General features: G+C 49.2%; 13 protein-coding genes. 9 read left to right on the forward strand and 4 right to left on the reverse strand.

Going from position 1 to position 18,547, the window contains the following annotated elements; all coding sequences use genetic code 11:
- The first annotated feature begins 503 nt into the window (after nucleotides 1-503).
- The 7 genes from I2H74_RS13800 (at nucleotide 504) to phnE (I2H74_RS13830) (ending at nucleotide 8,051) form a co-directional block, all read left to right on the forward strand.
- Nucleotides 504-2,855, forward strand: a complete 2,352-nt coding sequence (locus tag I2H74_RS13800; RefSeq protein WP_195574587.1) for a ribonucleoside-diphosphate reductase subunit alpha — start codon at nucleotides 504-506, stop codon at nucleotides 2,853-2,855.
- A gap of 165 nt (nucleotides 2,856-3,020) precedes the next feature.
- Entirely contained in the window at nucleotides 3,021-4,052 is a 1,032-nt protein-coding gene (locus I2H74_RS13805) for a ribonucleotide-diphosphate reductase subunit beta (protein WP_195574877.1), read from the forward strand.
- Between the two features lie 238 nt (nucleotides 4,053-4,290).
- The gene (locus I2H74_RS13810) at nucleotides 4,291-4,554 is read left to right on the forward strand and encodes a YiaA/YiaB family inner membrane protein (RefSeq protein ID WP_195574590.1); all 264 of its coding nucleotides are present in this window, start codon (nucleotides 4,291-4,293) and stop codon (nucleotides 4,552-4,554) included.
- A 182-nt stretch (nucleotides 4,555-4,736) separates the two neighbouring features.
- On the forward strand, nucleotides 4,737-5,651 hold the full coding sequence (locus I2H74_RS13815) for a phosphate/phosphite/phosphonate ABC transporter substrate-binding protein (protein WP_195574591.1): 915 nt from the start codon (nucleotides 4,737-4,739) through the stop codon (nucleotides 5,649-5,651).
- A gap of 26 nt (nucleotides 5,652-5,677) precedes the next feature.
- Nucleotides 5,678-6,448, forward strand: a complete 771-nt coding sequence (gene phnC, locus I2H74_RS13820) for a phosphonate ABC transporter ATP-binding protein (RefSeq protein WP_195574593.1) — start codon at nucleotides 5,678-5,680, stop codon at nucleotides 6,446-6,448.
- Nucleotides 6,445-7,251, forward strand: coding sequence for a phosphonate ABC transporter, permease protein PhnE (gene phnE / locus I2H74_RS13825; RefSeq protein ID WP_195574594.1), 807 nt, complete (start codon nucleotides 6,445-6,447; stop codon nucleotides 7,249-7,251). The genes phnC and phnE (I2H74_RS13825) overlap by 4 nt, the downstream gene beginning before the upstream one ends.
- Complete coding sequence (gene phnE, locus I2H74_RS13830; RefSeq protein WP_195574596.1) at nucleotides 7,248-8,051, forward strand: phosphonate ABC transporter, permease protein PhnE; 804 nt, start codon at nucleotides 7,248-7,250, stop codon at nucleotides 8,049-8,051. Before phnE (I2H74_RS13825) ends, phnE (I2H74_RS13830) begins: the two co-directional genes overlap by 4 nt.
- A gap of 310 nt (nucleotides 8,052-8,361) precedes the next feature.
- Here the strand turns inward: phnE (I2H74_RS13830) and I2H74_RS13835 are convergent, their stop codons facing one another.
- Entirely contained in the window at nucleotides 8,362-11,658 is a 3,297-nt protein-coding gene (locus tag I2H74_RS13835; protein ID WP_195574597.1) for a chitinase N-terminal domain-containing protein, read from the reverse strand.
- 275 nt (nucleotides 11,659-11,933) lie between these two features.
- On the opposite strand from I2H74_RS13835, the gene I2H74_RS13840 reads away from it, so the two are divergent.
- Complete coding sequence (locus I2H74_RS13840; protein ID WP_195574599.1) at nucleotides 11,934-13,583, forward strand: bifunctional metallophosphatase/5'-nucleotidase; 1,650 nt, start codon at nucleotides 11,934-11,936, stop codon at nucleotides 13,581-13,583.
- Between the two features lie 110 nt (nucleotides 13,584-13,693).
- On the opposite strand, the gene I2H74_RS13845 is transcribed toward I2H74_RS13840, so the two are convergent.
- The 3 genes from I2H74_RS13845 to I2H74_RS13855 form a co-directional block, all read right to left on the reverse strand.
- Entirely contained in the window at nucleotides 13,694-15,208 is a 1,515-nt protein-coding gene (locus I2H74_RS13845) for a methyl-accepting chemotaxis protein (RefSeq protein WP_229106663.1), read from the reverse strand.
- Between the two features lie 28 nt (nucleotides 15,209-15,236).
- Entirely contained in the window at nucleotides 15,237-15,797 is a 561-nt protein-coding gene (locus tag I2H74_RS13850; protein ID WP_195574602.1) for a hypothetical protein, read from the reverse strand.
- A 300-nt stretch (nucleotides 15,798-16,097) separates the two neighbouring features.
- A complete protein-coding gene (locus tag I2H74_RS13855; protein WP_324254073.1) occupies nucleotides 16,098-17,138 on the reverse strand; it encodes a D-alanyl-D-alanine carboxypeptidase family protein in 1,041 nt (346 codons plus the stop codon).
- Between the two features lie 333 nt (nucleotides 17,139-17,471).
- Here I2H74_RS13855 and I2H74_RS13860 point away from each other — a divergent pair, with 333 nt between their 5' ends.
- Nucleotides 17,472-18,533: a LacI family DNA-binding transcriptional regulator gene (locus I2H74_RS13860; protein WP_195574604.1), complete on the forward strand. Its 1,062-nt coding sequence runs from the start codon at nucleotides 17,472-17,474 to the stop codon at nucleotides 18,531-18,533.
- Nucleotides 18,534-18,547 lie beyond the last annotated feature (14 nt).

An 18,547-nucleotide genomic window follows, 5' to 3' on the forward strand; every position in this document is an offset into this window, starting at 1 on the left:
ACTGCAACATTCGACATTTTCGCCTTCCTATTCTTTGTCGGGAACTTGAAACTCGTTGAACGCCTACCTCACGGATTCATCACGATCCTTACGGCTTCCAAAGACCGACGGTCAATTCTACGAACATCCCTATTAGCGAAACCACTTATACTAGAGCTGCTTTCCTTCAACACAACCAATGAACAACCTTAGACCCTGCAGGGACATCCTACATACCCTGCCTCGAACACACTCACATACTAAGAGCATGCAATCTGAGTATTTCGCTCATACCCAAGTTACTCTTGTCCTTGCATGCCGCTTCACTATGTCTGCTAGCGGCCCATTAGATGCATGATACGCAGAGTCAGTTGCTCACTTTGCTTCCAAGGAGGAGCAAATGCGCCATGGAAGCGTTGGATAAGCGCTCTCGTTGGTCCTTATCCTTTCTTTTTGTATGTCATTCGATTGGTCGATAAGCACGAACTTGGGATGCTTTCATTATTAAAGGAGGAACTGTTCACATGTTATCAACCACCCATACGGTACAAATGGTGCTTAAGCCAAAGAATCGCTCTCTTGCCTTTGATGCGAATCGCATTATGAAGTATGCTGCACGCATTATGGAGGACTTCCCTCATCTGAATCGTGAGAAATGGCATCACGGTGTCCTTGCCAAGCTTCGTCAAAGCACGGTGCAAGCGGCTGAGATCACGCAAGCCTGCATCATGACCTCTCTTGAACTCATTACTCGTGAAGAACCAGACTGGAAGTTTATTGCGGCACGCTCCTTGCTGACGAAGCTCTATAAGGAAGCTGCAGTACACCGCAATTATAAGGCTTACCCGGACAAACCATATGGAGACTTCTACAAGCTCGTCAAAACGTTAGTAGATCTAGGGATATACCGTAAAGAGCTTCTCGCAGCCTACACGGTAGAGCAGATTCGCGAGCTAGGCGCAGCGATTGAGCCACACTGCGATGAATGGTTCGACTACATTGGCCTGCTTACACTCCGAGAGCGTTACCTGGCAGCAGACTTTGAGGGACGCACCATGGAGCTTCCGCAAGAACGATATATGATTATCGCCATGTACCTGATGCATAAGGAGCCTGCTGAAACACGTACACAGCTAGCAAAGGAAGCCTACTGGGCAATGAGCAACCTGTACATGACTGCAGCGACCCCAACAATGGCGAATGCCGGCAAGAAGGTGGCTGGACAGCTCTCCAGCTGCTTTATCGATACGGTTGATGACTCTTTGGAAGGCATTTTTGATTCCAATACGGATGTGGCCCGTCTTTCCAAAATGGGTGGTGGAATCGGCGTGTACCTCGGCAAAGTCCGTGCACGCGGCTCGGATATCCGTGGACATAAAAACACAAGCTCTGGTGTCATCCCTTGGATTCGCCAGCTGAATAATACAGCCGTAAGCGTAGACCAGCTTGGTACACGCAAAGGTGCTATCGCGGTATACCTGGATGTGTTCCATAAAGACATTCTTTCCTTCCTTGACCTGAAGCTGAACAACGGCGACGAGCGAATGAGAGCCCATGACATTTTCCACGGCATCTGTATTCCCGACTTATTCATGGAAGCTGTTGAAGCTCGCGAAGACTGGCACCTGTTCTGCCCGCATGAAGTTAAGAAAGTAATGGGCTGGAAGGACAGCAACGGACGTCCGCTCGGTCTGGAAGATTTCTATGATGAGGAATTCGGCGAAGGCTTATTCCGTGAAAAGTACATGGAGGCTGCAGCGAATCCACAGCTGTCTCGCATTACGCTGCCTGCGATCGACATCATGAAGCGAGTGCTGAAGTCTCAGCTCGAGACAGGGACGCCTTATATGTTCTATAGAGATTCTGCGAATCGCATGAATCCGAACAAGGCGCACGGCGTCATCTACAGCTCGAACCTTTGTACGGAAATTATGCAGAACCAATCGCCTACCGTCGTTGAACAAGAGCAATTGGTCGCACAAGATGGTGAGATGCGCATTATCATCAGCAAGATTCCAGGCGACTTTGTCGTATGCAACCTGAATTCGATCCACTTGGCTCGCGCAGTGCGCGCAGGCGTACTGGACCGTCTCGTTCCGATCCAAATTCGCATGTTGGATAACGTCATCGACATTAACAATATCGAAGTGCTTCAAGCCCAATATACGAATCAACGCTACCGCGCAATCGGCCTTGGCACGTTCGGGCTCCACCATTTGCTTGCCCTTGAAGGGATCGCTTGGGAATCCGATGCGGCTGTCGCGTACAACGACAATCTATATGAGAAGATCAGCTACTTGGCAATCAAGTCCAGCATGGAGCTTGCGAAGGAGAAAGGCGCATATCCGCTCTTCAAAGACTCTGAGTGGGCTAGTGGCCGCTACTTCGAGCAGCGCGACTATACATCGGGCAATCGAGCAGGCGAATATGTTACGACGGAGCAGTGGAACGAGCTTACTGAAGAAGTGAAAGAGAACGGTATGCGCAACGCATGGCTCATGGCTGTCGCGCCAAATGGCTCGACGTCGATCATTGCAGGTTCTACGGCAAGCATTGACCCTGTATACGAGCTCTTGAGCTATGAGGAAAAGACGACTTACAAGATTGCAAACCCTGCTCCAGACCTGTCTGAAAAGACGATATGGTACTATAAGACAGCCTTCCGTCTGGACCAGAACTGGTCGATCAGGATGGCGTCTGCCCGCCAGCGTCACTTGGATCAAGGACAAAGCTTCAACCTGTACGTTCGTCCGGATATTCGTGCCGTGGAATTCCTAGCTCTGCACCTTCATGCATGGAAAGCTGGGCTTAAATCCACGTACTATGTCCGCAGCCAAGCGCTGACCGTAGAAGAATGCGAATCCTGCAGCTCCTAACTAGAGTGCAGGTTCGATGTTCGATAACGTCAAGCTCTTGCTGTAAGTGATGATCAGTCAACATCATCGCGCTGATGATGCTATACAGAGAACTGCCCTTATGCCGCACCGTTGTCGGCTTAATCATAGAAAGGACGTGACTTCATGACGGTACTCCATCAATCGCTGGGACGTCAGCTAATCTTTAACACGAAGGCACCCAACAAATCCACACGCATTATTCTTGGAGAATCCTCGGGTATCTTGAACTGGGATGATATCCGCATGCCGCACATGTACAAATTGTACAAAGTGCTGCTCTTGAACCACTGGATCGCGGATGAGATTCCGATGGCCAAGGATGCACAGCAGTTCCCGCTGCTTGAGCCGGAAGAGCGCAAAGCGTTCAAGATCAACATCTCCTTGCTTGCGGTACTCGACTCCATGCAGACGATGTTCGTTGGCGATGTGAAGCAGTACTTCACGGACTCCTCCCTGGAGGCGATCTCCGCCATTATTGCACAGCAGGAAGTCGTGCATAACCAATCGTATTCATACGTGTTGTCTTCGCTCGTATCCGATCAAGAACAGAAGGAAATCTTCGAATATTGGAAGCATGACAGGGTACTGCTGGAGCGCAATCGCTTCATCGCAGACATTTATCAAGCGTTCCGTGACAACGCGACACCGCAAACCTTTTTCCAAGCGCTTGTAGCGGACTTGATTCTGGAGGGAATCTTCTTCTACAGCACGTTCGCCTTCTTCTACAACCTGGCGCGCGATCAGAAGATGATGGGTACAAGTCAAATGATCTCTTACATTCAGCGTGACGAGAATCAGCACTGCTACTTCTTCGGTGAAGTGTTCAAGCAGCTTCTCATGGACTTTCCTGAACTGAATACGCCAGAGAACATGAAGAATGTCTATGATACGATTAATCGTGCGGTAGAGCTTGAAACCAACTGGGCTCATTACACGCTTCAAAATATTAAGGGTATCGACCTTCGCGAGCTGTCCGATTATATCAAGTACATCGCGAACCGCCGCCTTGCCATGATGGGGCTCGACAAAGCTTATGAAGGCGTAGATGTGAACTGCATGCCTTGGATCAAGCCGTTCTCTGATGAGGCGCTCAATGCAACGAAGACGGACTTCTTCGAAGCGAAGTCCCGCAACTACGGCAAAGTCGGCGACGACAACGGCTTTGATGAATTGTGATCCATGATTACAGCCTCTAAACAAGCTGCTAGGTGCTTACCGATGCTTGTAAATTGATTTTTGTTTCCTGCAAACCGTCTACTCCTAATAAATGTTGGCCCCAGTCAATCACGTAGGAACGGTATGGGCCATGTTATGTTCTTTGTCACGAACCTGCATAAATATCCAAAATATTATAAGGCAAAACCTTCCATTCCCATGTATAATGAGCTCATTACCTATGGGAGGGAATCACACAATGAAGCCTCGTAGAAGAAATACGCCGGCCTACACGTTTATGGCATGGGCATCTTTCTCCGCTTGCAGCATTATTTTCGGAATAAGCGTTTTTAATGCAGACTGGGCACTTATGGAGAAAGGACTATATGTTGTTCTATTTTTATGGATGATCTCGGCTTGTTTTACGCTCCAGAAAGTAGTCCGAGACAATGCAGAGGATGAGTATGATTATCCTAAGGTTCGCGAGGAACATGAAACTAAAACATCAAGACTATCTGAATAGATGTAAAATAGACCTCTTCCCCTGCGGCAGAGGTCTTTTTCATGTTTGATTTGGAAAGGGAAATCCCGCTCCTGCATATCTATTCAATGGACACGATATAAAATTATCCTCCTCTCAATGGCTCTAAAACTTTCAATCCTCGAATAGATAATAGTGAGAAATCATTTAGAGGAGGTTAAGGGATGAATATACGCTCTGCGTTCATTCTGATTCTATGCATTCCCCTGCTTATCTTAAGCGCTTGCAGCACGAAGGACTCCGCCTCAAAGGACTATGTGCCCCAATCCTTAACCGTACAGTTTATCCCTTCTCAGAATGCGGACACGCTTGAAGCAAAAGCAAAGCCGCTTGAGAAACTCCTTAGTGATCGGCTTGGCATTCCAGTAAAAGTAAGCATTTCAACTGATTACAACACGATCATTGAAGCCATGGCATCGAAGAAGGTCGATGTCGGCTTCCTCCCGCCTTCCGCCTATGTGCTGGCAAAGGAAAAGGGGGCTGCTGAAGTCATTCTCCAGGCGCAGCGATACGGCGTAAAGGATGAGACTGGCGAGCCAACGGAGGAAAAGGTTGATTTCTACAAGGCGATGATTATCGTCAAAAAGGATTCCGACATCCAGAAAATAAGCGACCTCAAAGGCAAAAAGATCGCCTATCAGAATGTGACCTCCTCAGCCGGATATGTATGGCCTGCAGGGAAGCTGCTTGAGGAAGGCGTAGATCCGCTTAAGGACGTTACCCCAGTAACGCTGAAGGGCCATGATCAAGCTGTGCTTGCTGTGCTGAACGGCGATGTGGACGCCGCAGCAATCTTCCAGGATGCGCGCAACGTAGTGAAAAAGGATTATCCTGACGTCTTTGACCAGACACGGGTGCTCGCCTATACGGAGAAAATCCCGAATGACACCGTCACCGTCCGCTCCGACATGAGCGAGGAATGGATCAGCAAGCTGCAGCAGGCCTTTATGGACATCGGCAACGATCCTGAAGGCAATGCGATCATCAAGGATATCTACACCCATGAGGGCTATGTAAAGTCAGAGGATTCTGTATTCGATATCGTGCGTGAATATGGGGAAAAGGTCAAAACCGAGTAACAACCAAACCTTAAGAGGATGATTTTATGATTAAGCTGCAGAACGTATCCAAAATCTATCCGAATCAGACCAAGGGGCTAAATCAGGTCAGCCTTACCGTCGAGCAGGGCGAATTTGTCGCGATCGTCGGATTGTCTGGCGCGGGGAAGTCCACCCTCCTCCGCGCCATTAACCGCCTGCATGATATTACGGAAGGGAACATCGAGATTCATGGCGCCTCCATTACGAAAGCGGAGGGAAAAGCACTGCGAAGCATTCGGCGAGATATCGGCATGATCTTCCAAGGCTTCAATCTCGTGAAGCGTTCATCTGTGCTTCGCAATGTATTAGCAGGCAGAGTCGGCCATCACGGAACGCTTCGCACCATACTCGGCCTATTCCCGAAGACGGATGAAGATCTTGCCTTCGAGGCTTTGGCTCGGGTCAACCTGCTCGAGAAGGCTTACTCCCGAGCCGATGAGCTGTCTGGCGGACAGCAGCAGCGTGTGGCCATTGCCCGCGTACTGGCTCAGGAAGCCAAGATTATCCTTGCTGATGAGCCCGTCGCTTCCCTTGATCCATTAACAACGAAACAGGTCATGGATGATCTGCAGCGGATCAATCAAGAGCTTAAGATCACAACGATCATCAACCTCCATGATATTGATCTGGCAAGAGCCTATGCGACACGCATCATAGGCCTTCGAGCGGGGGAAGTCGTCTTTGATGGGCCTGTCGCAGAGGCAACCGACGAACGCTTCATGGAGATCTATGGACGCTCACTAAGAGAACTAGCTCCTCAGGAGATCGAAGCATGAGGGCGGCGCCGAAGCATCCACCTGCTGCAATGACGAGACCTGTTCCACCCAGTCGGCTCAAGCACTATCTCACGGCGCTGCTGCTATTTATCCTAATCTGGATTAGCGCGACAGGCACGGACTCCTCTTTTCAAGAGCTGATTGTCGGTATCCCCAATATGCTGGATCTGCTGCGAGAAATGTTTCCGCCTAAGTGGAGCTATCTGGACAACATCTTACCAGCTATGCTGGAAACGATTCGCATGGCCCTTATTGGCACCACGTTTGGTGCGGTACTTGCGATTCCGATCGCACTCCTGTGCGCTAGCAATATAACAAGATTAAGATGGCTCTACTATCCATCCCGCTTCATCTTGAATCTCATACGTACCGTGCCGGATCTGCTTCTCGCTGCCATCTTTGTCGCGATCTTCGGGCTTGGCCCGCTGCCTGGCATTATGGCCTTGTCTGTATTCTCGCTCGGACTCATCGCCAAGCTTACCTATGAGGCTCTGGAGGCCATCGATCACGGCCCCTTGGAAGCGCTCACCGCTGCTGGAGCCAATCGTATGCAGATCATCGTATACAGCGTGATTCCTCAGATTCAAGCCCACTTCATGTCCTTCACCTTGTATACCTTCGAGATCAACATTCGAGCTGCCGCCATACTTGGTCTTGTTGGAGCCGGTGGAATTGGCCACTACTATGAAGTCACATTAGGCCTCCTTGAGTATGACAAAACATCGATGATCATTCTGTTCACTTTAGCCATAGTCCTGCTTATTGATTATGTCAGTATGAAGCTGCGGGAGAGGTTATTATGACACCGTCCTGGAAGTCTACCGTCGTGAAGCCAAAATCGAAGAAAAGCCGCTGGATCCTTATCGTTGCCCTGCTGCTGCTTTACGTGTGGGCTTTTGCCGGCATCCCTTACGCTGGCTTTAAAGAAACCGCGCTTCAAGTCACAAAGTCGATTGCTCAGGGTATTTTCTCCCCGGACTGGGATTATGTCTATTTGCCGGATGGGGAGGATCTGCTTAGGGGATTACTGGTTACTCTAGAAATATCGATTCTAGGCACCGTCATCTCGACACTCATCTCGGTGCCGCTGGCCTTTCTGGCCTCAGTCAACATGAGTACGAAGAAGGCCATATCCGGTTCAGGAAAGATGCTGCTTAGCTTCATCCGCACCTTTCCTGAGATTGTGATGGCCATCCTATTCATTAAAGCCGTAGGCCCCGGCTCCTTCGCAGGCGTATTGGCGCTTGGCCTCCATTCTGTCGGGATGCTGGGGAAGTTGTTCTCCGATGAGGTGGAGCAGATTGACAAAGGCCCGATTGAGGCCTTGACTGCCGCAGGAGCCAATCGCCTTCAGATTCTAATGTATGCTGTCCTGCCGCAGGTACTGCCCGGCTTCCTCTCGTATACACTGTATCGCTTCGAGATCAATGTTCGCTCCGCGACCATCCTCGGCGTAATCGGGGCAGGCGGTATCGGCACTCCGCTGATCTTTGCCTTAAGCACACGCGATTGGGACCGTGTCGGCATTATCCTGCTCGGCATCATTGTCATGATTACGATTATCGATATTCTATCGGGCGCCATTCGGAAGAAGCTTATCTAGGAGCCGTTCCTTTCTAAGTAAGAAATGCAAAGAAGTTCAAACCATCCTGTGCAAGATGATTGAGAGTTCGCTAGTTTCCGAATCAACTGAAAGAACCGCCATAGGTCTCCATCCTAGGCGGTTCTTTTTCTTTCTATGAATGATCATCATTCGAACATACAACTAGACGCTGAACAGAGTCTCATACTAGCCTAATGTCATCCAACTGCTTATATCCTCTTATTCTACTATTGTTATGACAAGATAGAAGCTTATTGCTGTTATTCGGATAGAATAGCTGCCGAGATTGCCCTCGACAGCTTCCTTCCTGCTAGTTCACCTGTATCTTCAGGACTTCACTTGTCGTGATACCCGCTGCATTTACGAGCTCCACATAATATTCATAGCTGCCCTTCTCTCGTCCAGTCAGCTCGAAGCTGGCTTGTTGAGAGCTTGGCGTATTCTCTTTCAGCCCCTTTGTATCGATGAGCTTGCCATTCTCATAAAGACGCACTTCGCTGCCATTCGTCCCCCACCACATATTCATCGTAATCGTATACACGCCGTCCCCATCCCAATTATTATGGGCCAGCACCGGTTTGCTTGGCGCTGCATCTTTTACGACAAGGGTCAAAGGCTCAGAAGCAGTCTTGCCTTTTGCATTAATCAGCTCAGCGGTATAGACGTAAGTCCCGTTCGGCTTGCCTTGAATATCAACTTTCGCCGTCTGCGCGGCTGGCGTCGCATCCGTTAACTGACTGCTGTGAATTTCAACTCCATTTTCATACAGCTTGAAGATCGTCCCATTATTCCCCCACCACATGTTCATCGTGAGGGTATAGCTGCCGCCTGAGAGTCCCGAATGTCCACTGTTGCTGGACAACACAGGCTTGCCAGGAGCCCCTTTGGCAATAGAATCGGCTGCAACGTTGAACTTAACTGTCTGCTCCGTCACGTGGCCTGCCGCATCTTTTACCTGATAGCTTAGAACATGCTCGCCTACACCTAGCTCACTAGCCACAATGGTCGCTCCATTCGCGATGCTCTGTCCATTGAGCCACAGCTGCTCGGATACCACACCAGATCCCGCATCTGAACTCACGAGCTGTAGCTGTACGCGATCAGACAGCTGAAGGTCCTGAATCGGCTTGCCTGAGGCTGTCAGCGCGGCGCTTGGAGCCGTTGTATCAAGCTTAATCTCCAACGTTTTTGCTTCTTCGATATTGCCTGCCGCGTCTTTAGAAAAATACCGGAGGAGGGACACGCCCTCCTCCTTAATCGTTACTGGTCCGGTATATACAGCTTCCTCGCCTTGATTCCGTGAATAGTACGTCGTCGTGCCTTCCCGATTGTCAGCAACTTCAAAGTTCACCGTTACCGCTTGGTCGAACCAGCCACTTGCTGTTGGAGAAGGGGTTAGCGTTGCGGTCGTCGTTGGTGCAGACGTATCTTGAACCAGCGCAAAGTCCTGCAAACTTCTTGGCTTAAGCTGGTAGGTTCCTTTAAATACAGATGCTGCTCCCTTTACATGAATGATCTGACCATTCTGATACGGGAAGGAAGTTAAGTCTACACCCGTACGCACATCTACGCGCACTCGTGTGCTTTGCGTCCCTTTAACAGCATCAAATTCAAATGAACCTGCAGGCGCTGCGCTGACGATGTTCTGAATGGTCACTTGAGTGAGCTCGACCAACTGCCCTTGATTGCTTGCATCCACAGTATCTGCTGTTGCTGCCTGCGGGATCGGAGCTGTGCCTGTCTTTTCAATAGATACGATATCCGCTACTTCAAGCTCGCTATTATATACCGTGAGAGGAGCGGTGATCTTCACCGCATCCCCTTCGTGGAATCCGCTCTGTGTCTGGAACACATAGATGCCGCCAGTCTCATCCTGAAGATAGAATCCTTGTGCACCGTATATTCCCGGTTCCGTAGTAATGACGCCTTCAACCGTAACCAAGGTTCCCTCAGCTTTCGTACGCGCTTCAGCAATCGTTATCTTCGCTGGGTTCGGATTCGGAAGCCCCGGCAGCGGCTCGGCAGGCACGTTATTGATCGTAACGCTAGTCGTCAGAATATTGCTGTTGCTGCCGTTTACATTCTGCCTAAGCCTTAAGCTAGCCGCTCCTGTTGTGCCAGGCTTCATGCGTACCGTCAAGTCCTTGTACGCGATGCCTTGAGCGTTCGAAGTTACACTGAATGGAGTGCTGTAGCCATAGGCTGTCGGCCAGGTTCCGCCGTCATTTTGAATCTTCGCAACCTGCGTTCCGCCCGTAATGTAGATCCCTGCATTCAGTCCGGATATCGTCGTATTTGGAGGCAGATTCTGAACGAGAACTCGAATCTGAAAGTCCTCTGCGTTAGGAAGTACGGACTGATGAACAAAGCTGTAGGAAGGGTTTGTAACTACCGTAGAGCTGCCGTAGGATCCTGGCTTGAAGGTTGAAGCATCCCACCACTTATACCCGGCTGCCGGTTGAGACCATGGCTCTTGCTGAGGTTCTGTAGAAGCTTGCGGGGACTCCATCGGAAGAAGAGCTGTTTGCTGATCCAACTGCAAGCCTTGCACTTGCGATAAAGAGGTATAGCTTTCTGGCTCAGACAGCCAATTCATGAGGTTCACCAGAAGCACATCATCATCTTGTTCCTTGAATCCGTCGTAGGTCGTTTTGCGAGTGCCTGTTTCCTCACGCAAATATTTAGGCGTAGCATCCTCAACAGGCGAGGAGTCACCGATAAAAGCCGCCTTGCCTGCACCAACCTTGGATACGGCAACGTAAGGGCCTTCTGCGATGCCTCCGCCGTTATATACGCCTTGATCAACGGCGTTCGGCCACGCTGCATTCGTGCTCGGCACATACACAATGCCCTTAGCCTTCGTCGGGTCAATAATTGCAAGCGTGGATCCGGCATGCATGGCGACCGAGGATACGCCTGTCGTGATGCCAAAGGCTTGATTAGGTGCCACGATCTGATTCGCGTTCACATCCCCAAGCGCATTGTAGCGGAAGCGTACACCGAAGTTGTCAGCAAGCCAATCCGAGCTTACTACACCCTGCATCGCTGGTGAGCTCTTCTCCTCTGCGCTCATGCCTTTGGTCGGATCCTCCCAAGCACCGCGGCGATAGCCGTTCATCGACTCTGATCCGTCCCAGCGGTTCTTATTGCGGTCTGCATTATAATGATCACCAATGAAGAAGATGCTGCCGCCATTCTCTACATACTGCTCCATTGCGGCTTGTTCAGTTTGCTTAAAGGGAATATTCGGCTCTGCCAATACGAACACATCATAATCCTGCAAATCCGAGTACACAATTGGCCCTGCCTTGCGAAGCTCCTTCACATAGTAGCCATCATTTGCAAGTGCAACCGCGAAGTCTGAAAAGCCTCCATCAATTACCCAGTCGGCTGCACCAGCTGTCTGTCCATGACTGTTGTCGAACAAAACCTTTTTGCCCGCATTCTCATTTACAACCGTCGGGTTGAGATAAGGGGCCGGATCCTGAGGGCCTTCTGCATAGGCCTGCTGCCAGCTGCTTGTCAATCCAGCATACAGTGGCAGTGCGAGAGCAAGAACCATTGTGAGTTTGAGCCAATTCAACTTGAACCTTGTAAGCTTCATCATCAGACTCCTCCCAGTTATGAACAACGTTTGATTACACTCTTATTCTACTAGGCCAACCCCTTATTTTATGATGTTGTTTTTGTAAATATTGGAATGGATTCCAGCGTGAATATTCCTCTTGCTTTAGCTCACACTAAAAGTCTGCTTTACGGTTATTTCCATAAAAGGAACCCTATTAGAAGCTCTGTTAATGAACATCGACCATGATGTGATGAGATCAGAACATACATCAAGGCAAAGCAATCTCATTCTGTTATGTAGAAATGGAGGCTGCCATGATAGGCAATAAACTTGCTGTTGTCCTTACCATTCTGCTGTTGTCCTTACCTTCTCTGCTGGCGCCATACTGCTCCTCTTCTGCCATCATTCTTCCATCGGTAAGAATGATAAGCACTGAGGGAGTCCCTGAGAATACGCCTAGAAAGCAAGCTCCGCTTGGGAAAGAGCGTCAACATACGAAGTCTTCACCTCCCATGGAAGCGATGCACAGCGGGAAGCTTCATCTAACAATAGCCCATACGAATGATATTCACGGGCACCTCGTTGAGAAGAAAAACAATCAGGAACTGGGATATGCCAAGCTGGCATCAATAATAAGGCAAATGCGGCATGATAATCCGAATACGCTGCTCGTAGATGCAGGCGACCTGTTTCAAGGTACGATCTATTCCAATGTATCCAATGGAGAATGCATCCCTCCGCTTATAAACGAGCTTTCCTATAAGCTCTCTGTGGCGGGCAATCATGAGTTCGACTATGGGGTAGCACAGCTGATGAAGCTGCGTTCCCAGCTTCACTTCCCTCTTTTAAGTGCCAATATTGTTCGGAAGGATGGTTCACTGCTGCTTGAGCCATACACGATCGTTCACGTCGAAGGATATTCCTTTGCGTTTTTAGGGCTTACGGCCCCAGAAACCTCTATCCTAGCTCATCCCGATCGAATACAGAATCTAACCTTCTTAGATCCTCTTGCCGCCGCCGAGATGTGGGTACCGAAGCTGAAGCGGCTTGCAGATGAGGTTATTCTTGTCTCCCATTGCGGAATTGACAGGGATCGAGAGCTTGCCAGACATATCAAGGGAGTTCCTTTAATCATTGGAGGCCACTCACATACGAAGCTTGTAAAGCCAGAAGTGATCGAAGGCGTAATGATCGTACAGGATGGAGAATACGGCCAGACGCTCGGCAAAGTCGATCTTTATTATGACAAGGGCAAGCTCGTGCAGCTTGGGGCAAAGCTCATTCCTTATTCCGATACGCCCTCGCCCGATCCTGAGATGCTAAAGCAAATTGAGCATTTGCAAGCTAAAACCGAGCTATCACTGAATGATTCTATAGCCACCACCCATACGAAGTTGGACGGTGAGCGAAATCGCATCCGATCAGAAGAAACGAATCTCGGCAATTTGATTACCGATGCGATGCTCGAGCGAATACGCGCCGTACCAGAGAACAAAGCAGACGCGGCATTGTTGAATGGCGGCAGCATTCGCAGCAGCATCCCCGTTGGCGTAATCTCAAAGCGTGAGCTGTATGAGGCGATTCCCTTCACGAATCAACTAACGATTGTCGAACTTACAGGTGCGGAACTTCGTGCGGTGCTGGAATCCGGCATGAGTGAGGTTGAAAAAGGAGCTGGGCGTTTCCCTCAAATGAGCGGCATGTCCTGTCGTCTGGACCCTGCCAAGCCGCCAGGACATCGAGTGTCTCAGATCCGCATTCAAGGAGAGGATTTAACAGATGCAAAGCGATACCGAATCGTGATCAATGACTATATGGCAGCAGGAGGAGACGGCTATTCTCTTTTCAGAAGCAAAAAACAGCTATCCACTGGGATTACGCTGTATGAAGCGGTTGAGCAATACCTGAAAAGGATAAAGCAGATTACATATCAGAAAGACGGTCGGATTGTAAAAGTTTCCTAGTATGACAAAAAGGTGCCCGCACCGTTCAGACGAACGATGGGCACCTTCTTATTTCGATCGAAGCGGAATAGAGAACTATCTCTCTATTTCTTCCGCCTCGTTTTATGCATCTATCCAATTACAGCCTTCGTATCCGACTGCTCATGCGCTTCAGACAGCTTCTTCAGGTCGCTCACCCGCTCGTCCAAGCGATCATAGCCTTGTACGAGAGCGGAGATCTGGCCATCCTGGTGCTCCATGCTTGCCATGACCTCTTCAACAGCAGCCATATGCTGCTCCGTGCTTGAGGCAATGGATACCATTCCTTGAGCGACTGTGCCGTACTGCTTCTCAAGATCAGCTACTGCCACTCGCATCAGATCCGCCTGCTCATTAACCTGATTCGTATTGCCTGAGATCTGCTTCACGATATGCTCAACAGCCTGTGTAGCCGACACGCCGGATACAACTGCCTCATCTCCAAGCTCAACCACATGCGCCGCATTGTTGATTTGACTTTGGATCGTTGCCAGGATGTTCGAGATCTCCTCCGTGGATTGCTGGGTATGATCCGCAAGCTTGCGCACCTCGCTTGCCACAACAGCAAATCCTGCCCCGTGCTCCCCTGCTCTAGCCGCTTCAATTGCAGCATTCAGGGAAAGCAAATTCGTCTGTGCCGATATCTCGCTAATTGTCTGTACGATGCTGCCGACTTGGTCAGTCTGGGCATTAAGCACATTCATCAAGCGCACGGTCTCGCCAACCATCTTCTGCACGCGATCCATCTGCTCGACCAGCGTTGCAATCTCATCATTTCCTTGCAATGCAAGCTTCGTTGTCTCCGTTGCGACCACATCAAGCTGCTCCGTGCTCTGCACAACTTCGCCAAGAGACTGTTCCACCGCTTGCACTGACACTCGGATCGCTTGAAGCTCATTTGTTTCTTTTTCAATCGAGCTTGAGATCTCGGCAAAGGTTTGCGTAACCTCCTTCGAGATGCTGCTCGTTGTAACTACTCGCTCTTTTTGTTCAAGACTGAAATCATTCAGCATGGCAACAGAGCTTGTAATCTCAGCAAGGAGCTTCTCGGATTGCTCGTTGGCCTTCATCACCGCAGCCGTATTCTCAAGCACTTGACGCTGCAAGCGTTCACTGAAGATCGTTGCGGAGCACAGTGTAATCGCAGCAAGGATAATATAGAGCAGCAAATAGATAAGGGGCTCCTTAACAAATACGGCTTCATGCAGCTTCGGGTCATAGAAGGCGTAAATTGTTAATGCAAAGCTGAGGATCGCTGTAAATAACACCGGACGATAATTGGAATACAGCGTCATCATGCCCATATTTACATAAACGAGCAAATAGGTGCTGAACAAAGGATTCGGGTCCGATACCATAAGCATGAGAATAAGGCCTGTAATGATCACGGGCACCAAGTACATGATATACTGTACCGCAATCTTCTTGTACGTTAAAAACGTAGCGACGCCACAGCTCAGCGAACCAGCTGCAATGAGAATGATCAGCATCGTGCTTGTTGCACCAGCCATCAGATTGGTGACAACGCCAAGACCAATCGAAGCCCATAGAATTTTGACAAACAATCGATTTCTCTGGTCTAAAATATGTTGATCGCTCAACGACATAACCCGCTTTCTCTTATAAAGTTTTCACTTACAACGATGATTCCAGCAATGCCTCTTGTGTAGTTGGGAGCACCCAGGGATACTCATGTTTATTGCGCCGAATGCGACCTACGTCGATAATCGTCGGAACAACGTCATCCCCTTTGTACGGCGTTCGACCTCCGATCTTTCGCATCGGTACTTTAAAGGATATTCGAAGTGCGCGTGCAAACACGGGTTCCAGCAGGCACACATAATAATCCAACAAATGCCGATCCGCATAATATACCATAGCGGACAAGAGCCTCGAGATATTGTTTCCACGATGCTTAGGCAGCAGGGCTACCTTGTCCACTTCAGCTACCTTTTCAATCGATGAGATAAGTTCTTGCTGCAGATGAAACGTCGCGACCTCGCGCAGCTCCACCTTATCTGGTTGATAGGGCTTCACTTCAAAAGTACCGATAAACTCGTCATGCTCATTGGAGACTAACAGCTTGTCCATTACTTCGTTCTCAACTTCCAGCTCGAACCCCTTTTCCTTCCAAACCTCACTCCAGATTCGGTTATAATGGGCAAGCTGAGCCGTGCTGCTGACTACCGTATACATTCGATGATCCCTCCATACATGCTAACTCTCTATATGTATATTTGTATATGTTCATATACAATTTTACGGCATGCAACACAAGCCTGTTTCTACCTTTTTACAAATTTAGTTCTCAAGTCCTACTATTTTACTTTTTTCACACCAGCAAGCTGCCACACAACAAGATCTCCCCCTCATGCTGAATGGCTCGAATCGTGGGATGAAAGCAGTTCTTTAGCAGAACTATTTCTTCATTTATATCGCCCTTACAGCGCTTAAACTTTAGATTGAAAACAAAAAAATCTGCTTGGGAACACGCCCCTAAGCAGATTTATCCATTCGCCCTTTAGCCCTAGACCAATCGAATCCATAATCGAGCAGCGTATGGGAATCGGTCCATACTTCTGTCTCGGTCGAATGCAGCACGACCGCAATCACCATCTGCCCCTGCCGCTCAGCAGAAGATACAAGGCAGTAGCCTGCTTGATCAGTGAAACCTGTCTTTATGCCAATTGCTCCATCGTAGTAATAGCCGCTGTCCTCTTGAAGCAGCTTATTGCGATTCACCACTGTCATCGCATGGACTCTATCCGGTGAAGACTCGCTAAGCGCAGCTCGCTTCTCCATCACAATCTCTCGAAAGCCTTCATGCTGCATCGCTTCATAAGCAAGCGCAGCGAGATCATGCGCCGTGCTGTAATGATTCGGATCATGCATGCCATGCGGATTCGTAAAATGCGTCCGCTCCATGCCAAGCTGCTTGGCCTTCTTGTTCATCATGACAACAAATGCTTGATAGGCTTCGCCTCTTGTAGCACCTGCCTGCGCATGCTGCATGCCGACCTGTACCGCGATCGTGCGCGCTGCGTCATTTCCGGAAGGAAGCATCATCGCCTTGATGAGCTCCTCCCAAGTTAGCAGCTGTCCCTCCACGAGGCCCGCCTTGCTCTCTACTGCCGCGGTCCACTCTACCTCCGAACCGACTCTAACGAGCGTCTCCGAAGGCATCGCATCTAAGGCGATGAGCGCTGTCATAATCTTGGTCGTGCTCGCCATCGGCAGTTTATCCTGGTCATTTTTATAGAAAATGGTCTCGCCTGTCTCACCGTCCATAACAACGGCTGCCTTTGCCTCAATCTCTGCTCCTGCAAAAGCATGGTCATTCGAATCAAGATGTAGACGGTCGAGTGCAATGGCGTAAATCGTCTTCAATGGAAAGTCCATCGCATGCATGATCCAGAGAATACCGCAGCTGATCAGCATGACGCCCAGCAGAAGTCGTACTTTGCTCCGAGCGCGTCGTTTCTGTGGTATGGCGTTTGTTGATGCTGTATGTTGAATGGTTGAACTTTTATTGCTCACGATTCTCACCTATCCCTCAGTTCCTTTGTTATTCACTAGTCTAGACGGATAGGTTTAACGATTTCTTGCGAAATTCTTAAGAAATTATGATGTTTGCCAAAGAATGACGACAAATGTGGTCCTTACCGCATCGCGGTCGACTTCTATGCTTCTGCCATACCGTCCATTGCGAGTTGCCCAAGCACAGAATGGATACCCGTTAGCGAATGGGAAACGTGAACTTTTCATTCAAAATTAGGAAAATATTTTTTCGTTTTTTCAACTTTACATTTGTCAAATATGTAAGCCTACCTTATACTCAGAGTATACCAATCTTATGGGAGAGAATTCCGGATGTCCAAAAGAATAACCCAACAGCACATAGCAGACGCCCTGCAGCTATCGCGCAATACGGTATCCAAGGCGCTGAATAATGAAGAGGGTCTTAAAGAAGACACTCGCGTGCGAATTGTGAAGCAAGCGATTCAGATGGGATATACCAAGTTCCCGCCTGGACTTCTAGAGTCGATCTCGAAGCTGACCGAACATTCAGAGCCAGCAGTCGATTCGAGCAAGAGCAAGCTGATCGCCTTATTGTCCCATTCTGACTATATGGGCAATTATTACTGGTCTCAATTTTTAAGCGGATTAAATTCCTCGTTGAAAGAGGCTGGCTACACGGTAGCCATGGCAATCGTCGATCTGGAGGAGGAGAATGAGCTTCGACTGCCGCCGCTATTTTCGATGCAGCGCCCAGCAGGATTGATTACGATTGGCTCCTTCCTTCAAACCTATTATGAACATCTACAGCAAACCGGCATTCCAGCACTATTCGTAGATACGTATGCCACATTCAATATGAATGATCTGCATACAGACATTCTTACGATGAACAACAGCGACAGCGTGTACCAAATGACAAGGTCCATTCTTGCAAACGGATACACCAGCGTCGGCTTTGTTGGTGACATCGGTTCCTGCCTAAGCTATTGGGAACGCTGGACAGGCTTCTGCCGCGCTCTGGAACAAGCAAAAATCCCTATGAATCATGGTCTGAATATTACGAACACATTACCGAGACACTATTACTACCGAGAACAGCTGAGAGATGCGCTTCAAAAGAGCAAGGAACGGCCGGAGGTATACATTTGCGCAAATGATGCCGTGGCCATCGAGCTTATTCACCTGCTTAGAGAGGAAGGCAAGCGTGTTCCAGAGGACATCGTTGTGACGGGCTTCGATAACAGCGGAGAGCTTTCCCTGCTCCAGCCGTCCATGCCGACTGTTGACGTGCCAAAGCGCGAGATGGGAATACGTGCGGGAGAATTGCTGAAGTGGCGCATCGACCATCCGGACCGTCCTCGAGAGTTTGTGCGTGTAGCTACACGTGTAATTGGATTAAATAACCTAATGTAATATTATTTAATCTA

It is taken from the genome of Paenibacillus sp. 1001270B_150601_E10 (assembly GCF_015558675.1).
In the GTDB taxonomy this organism is placed as follows: Bacteria; Bacillota; Bacilli; order Paenibacillales; family Paenibacillaceae; genus Paenibacillus_B.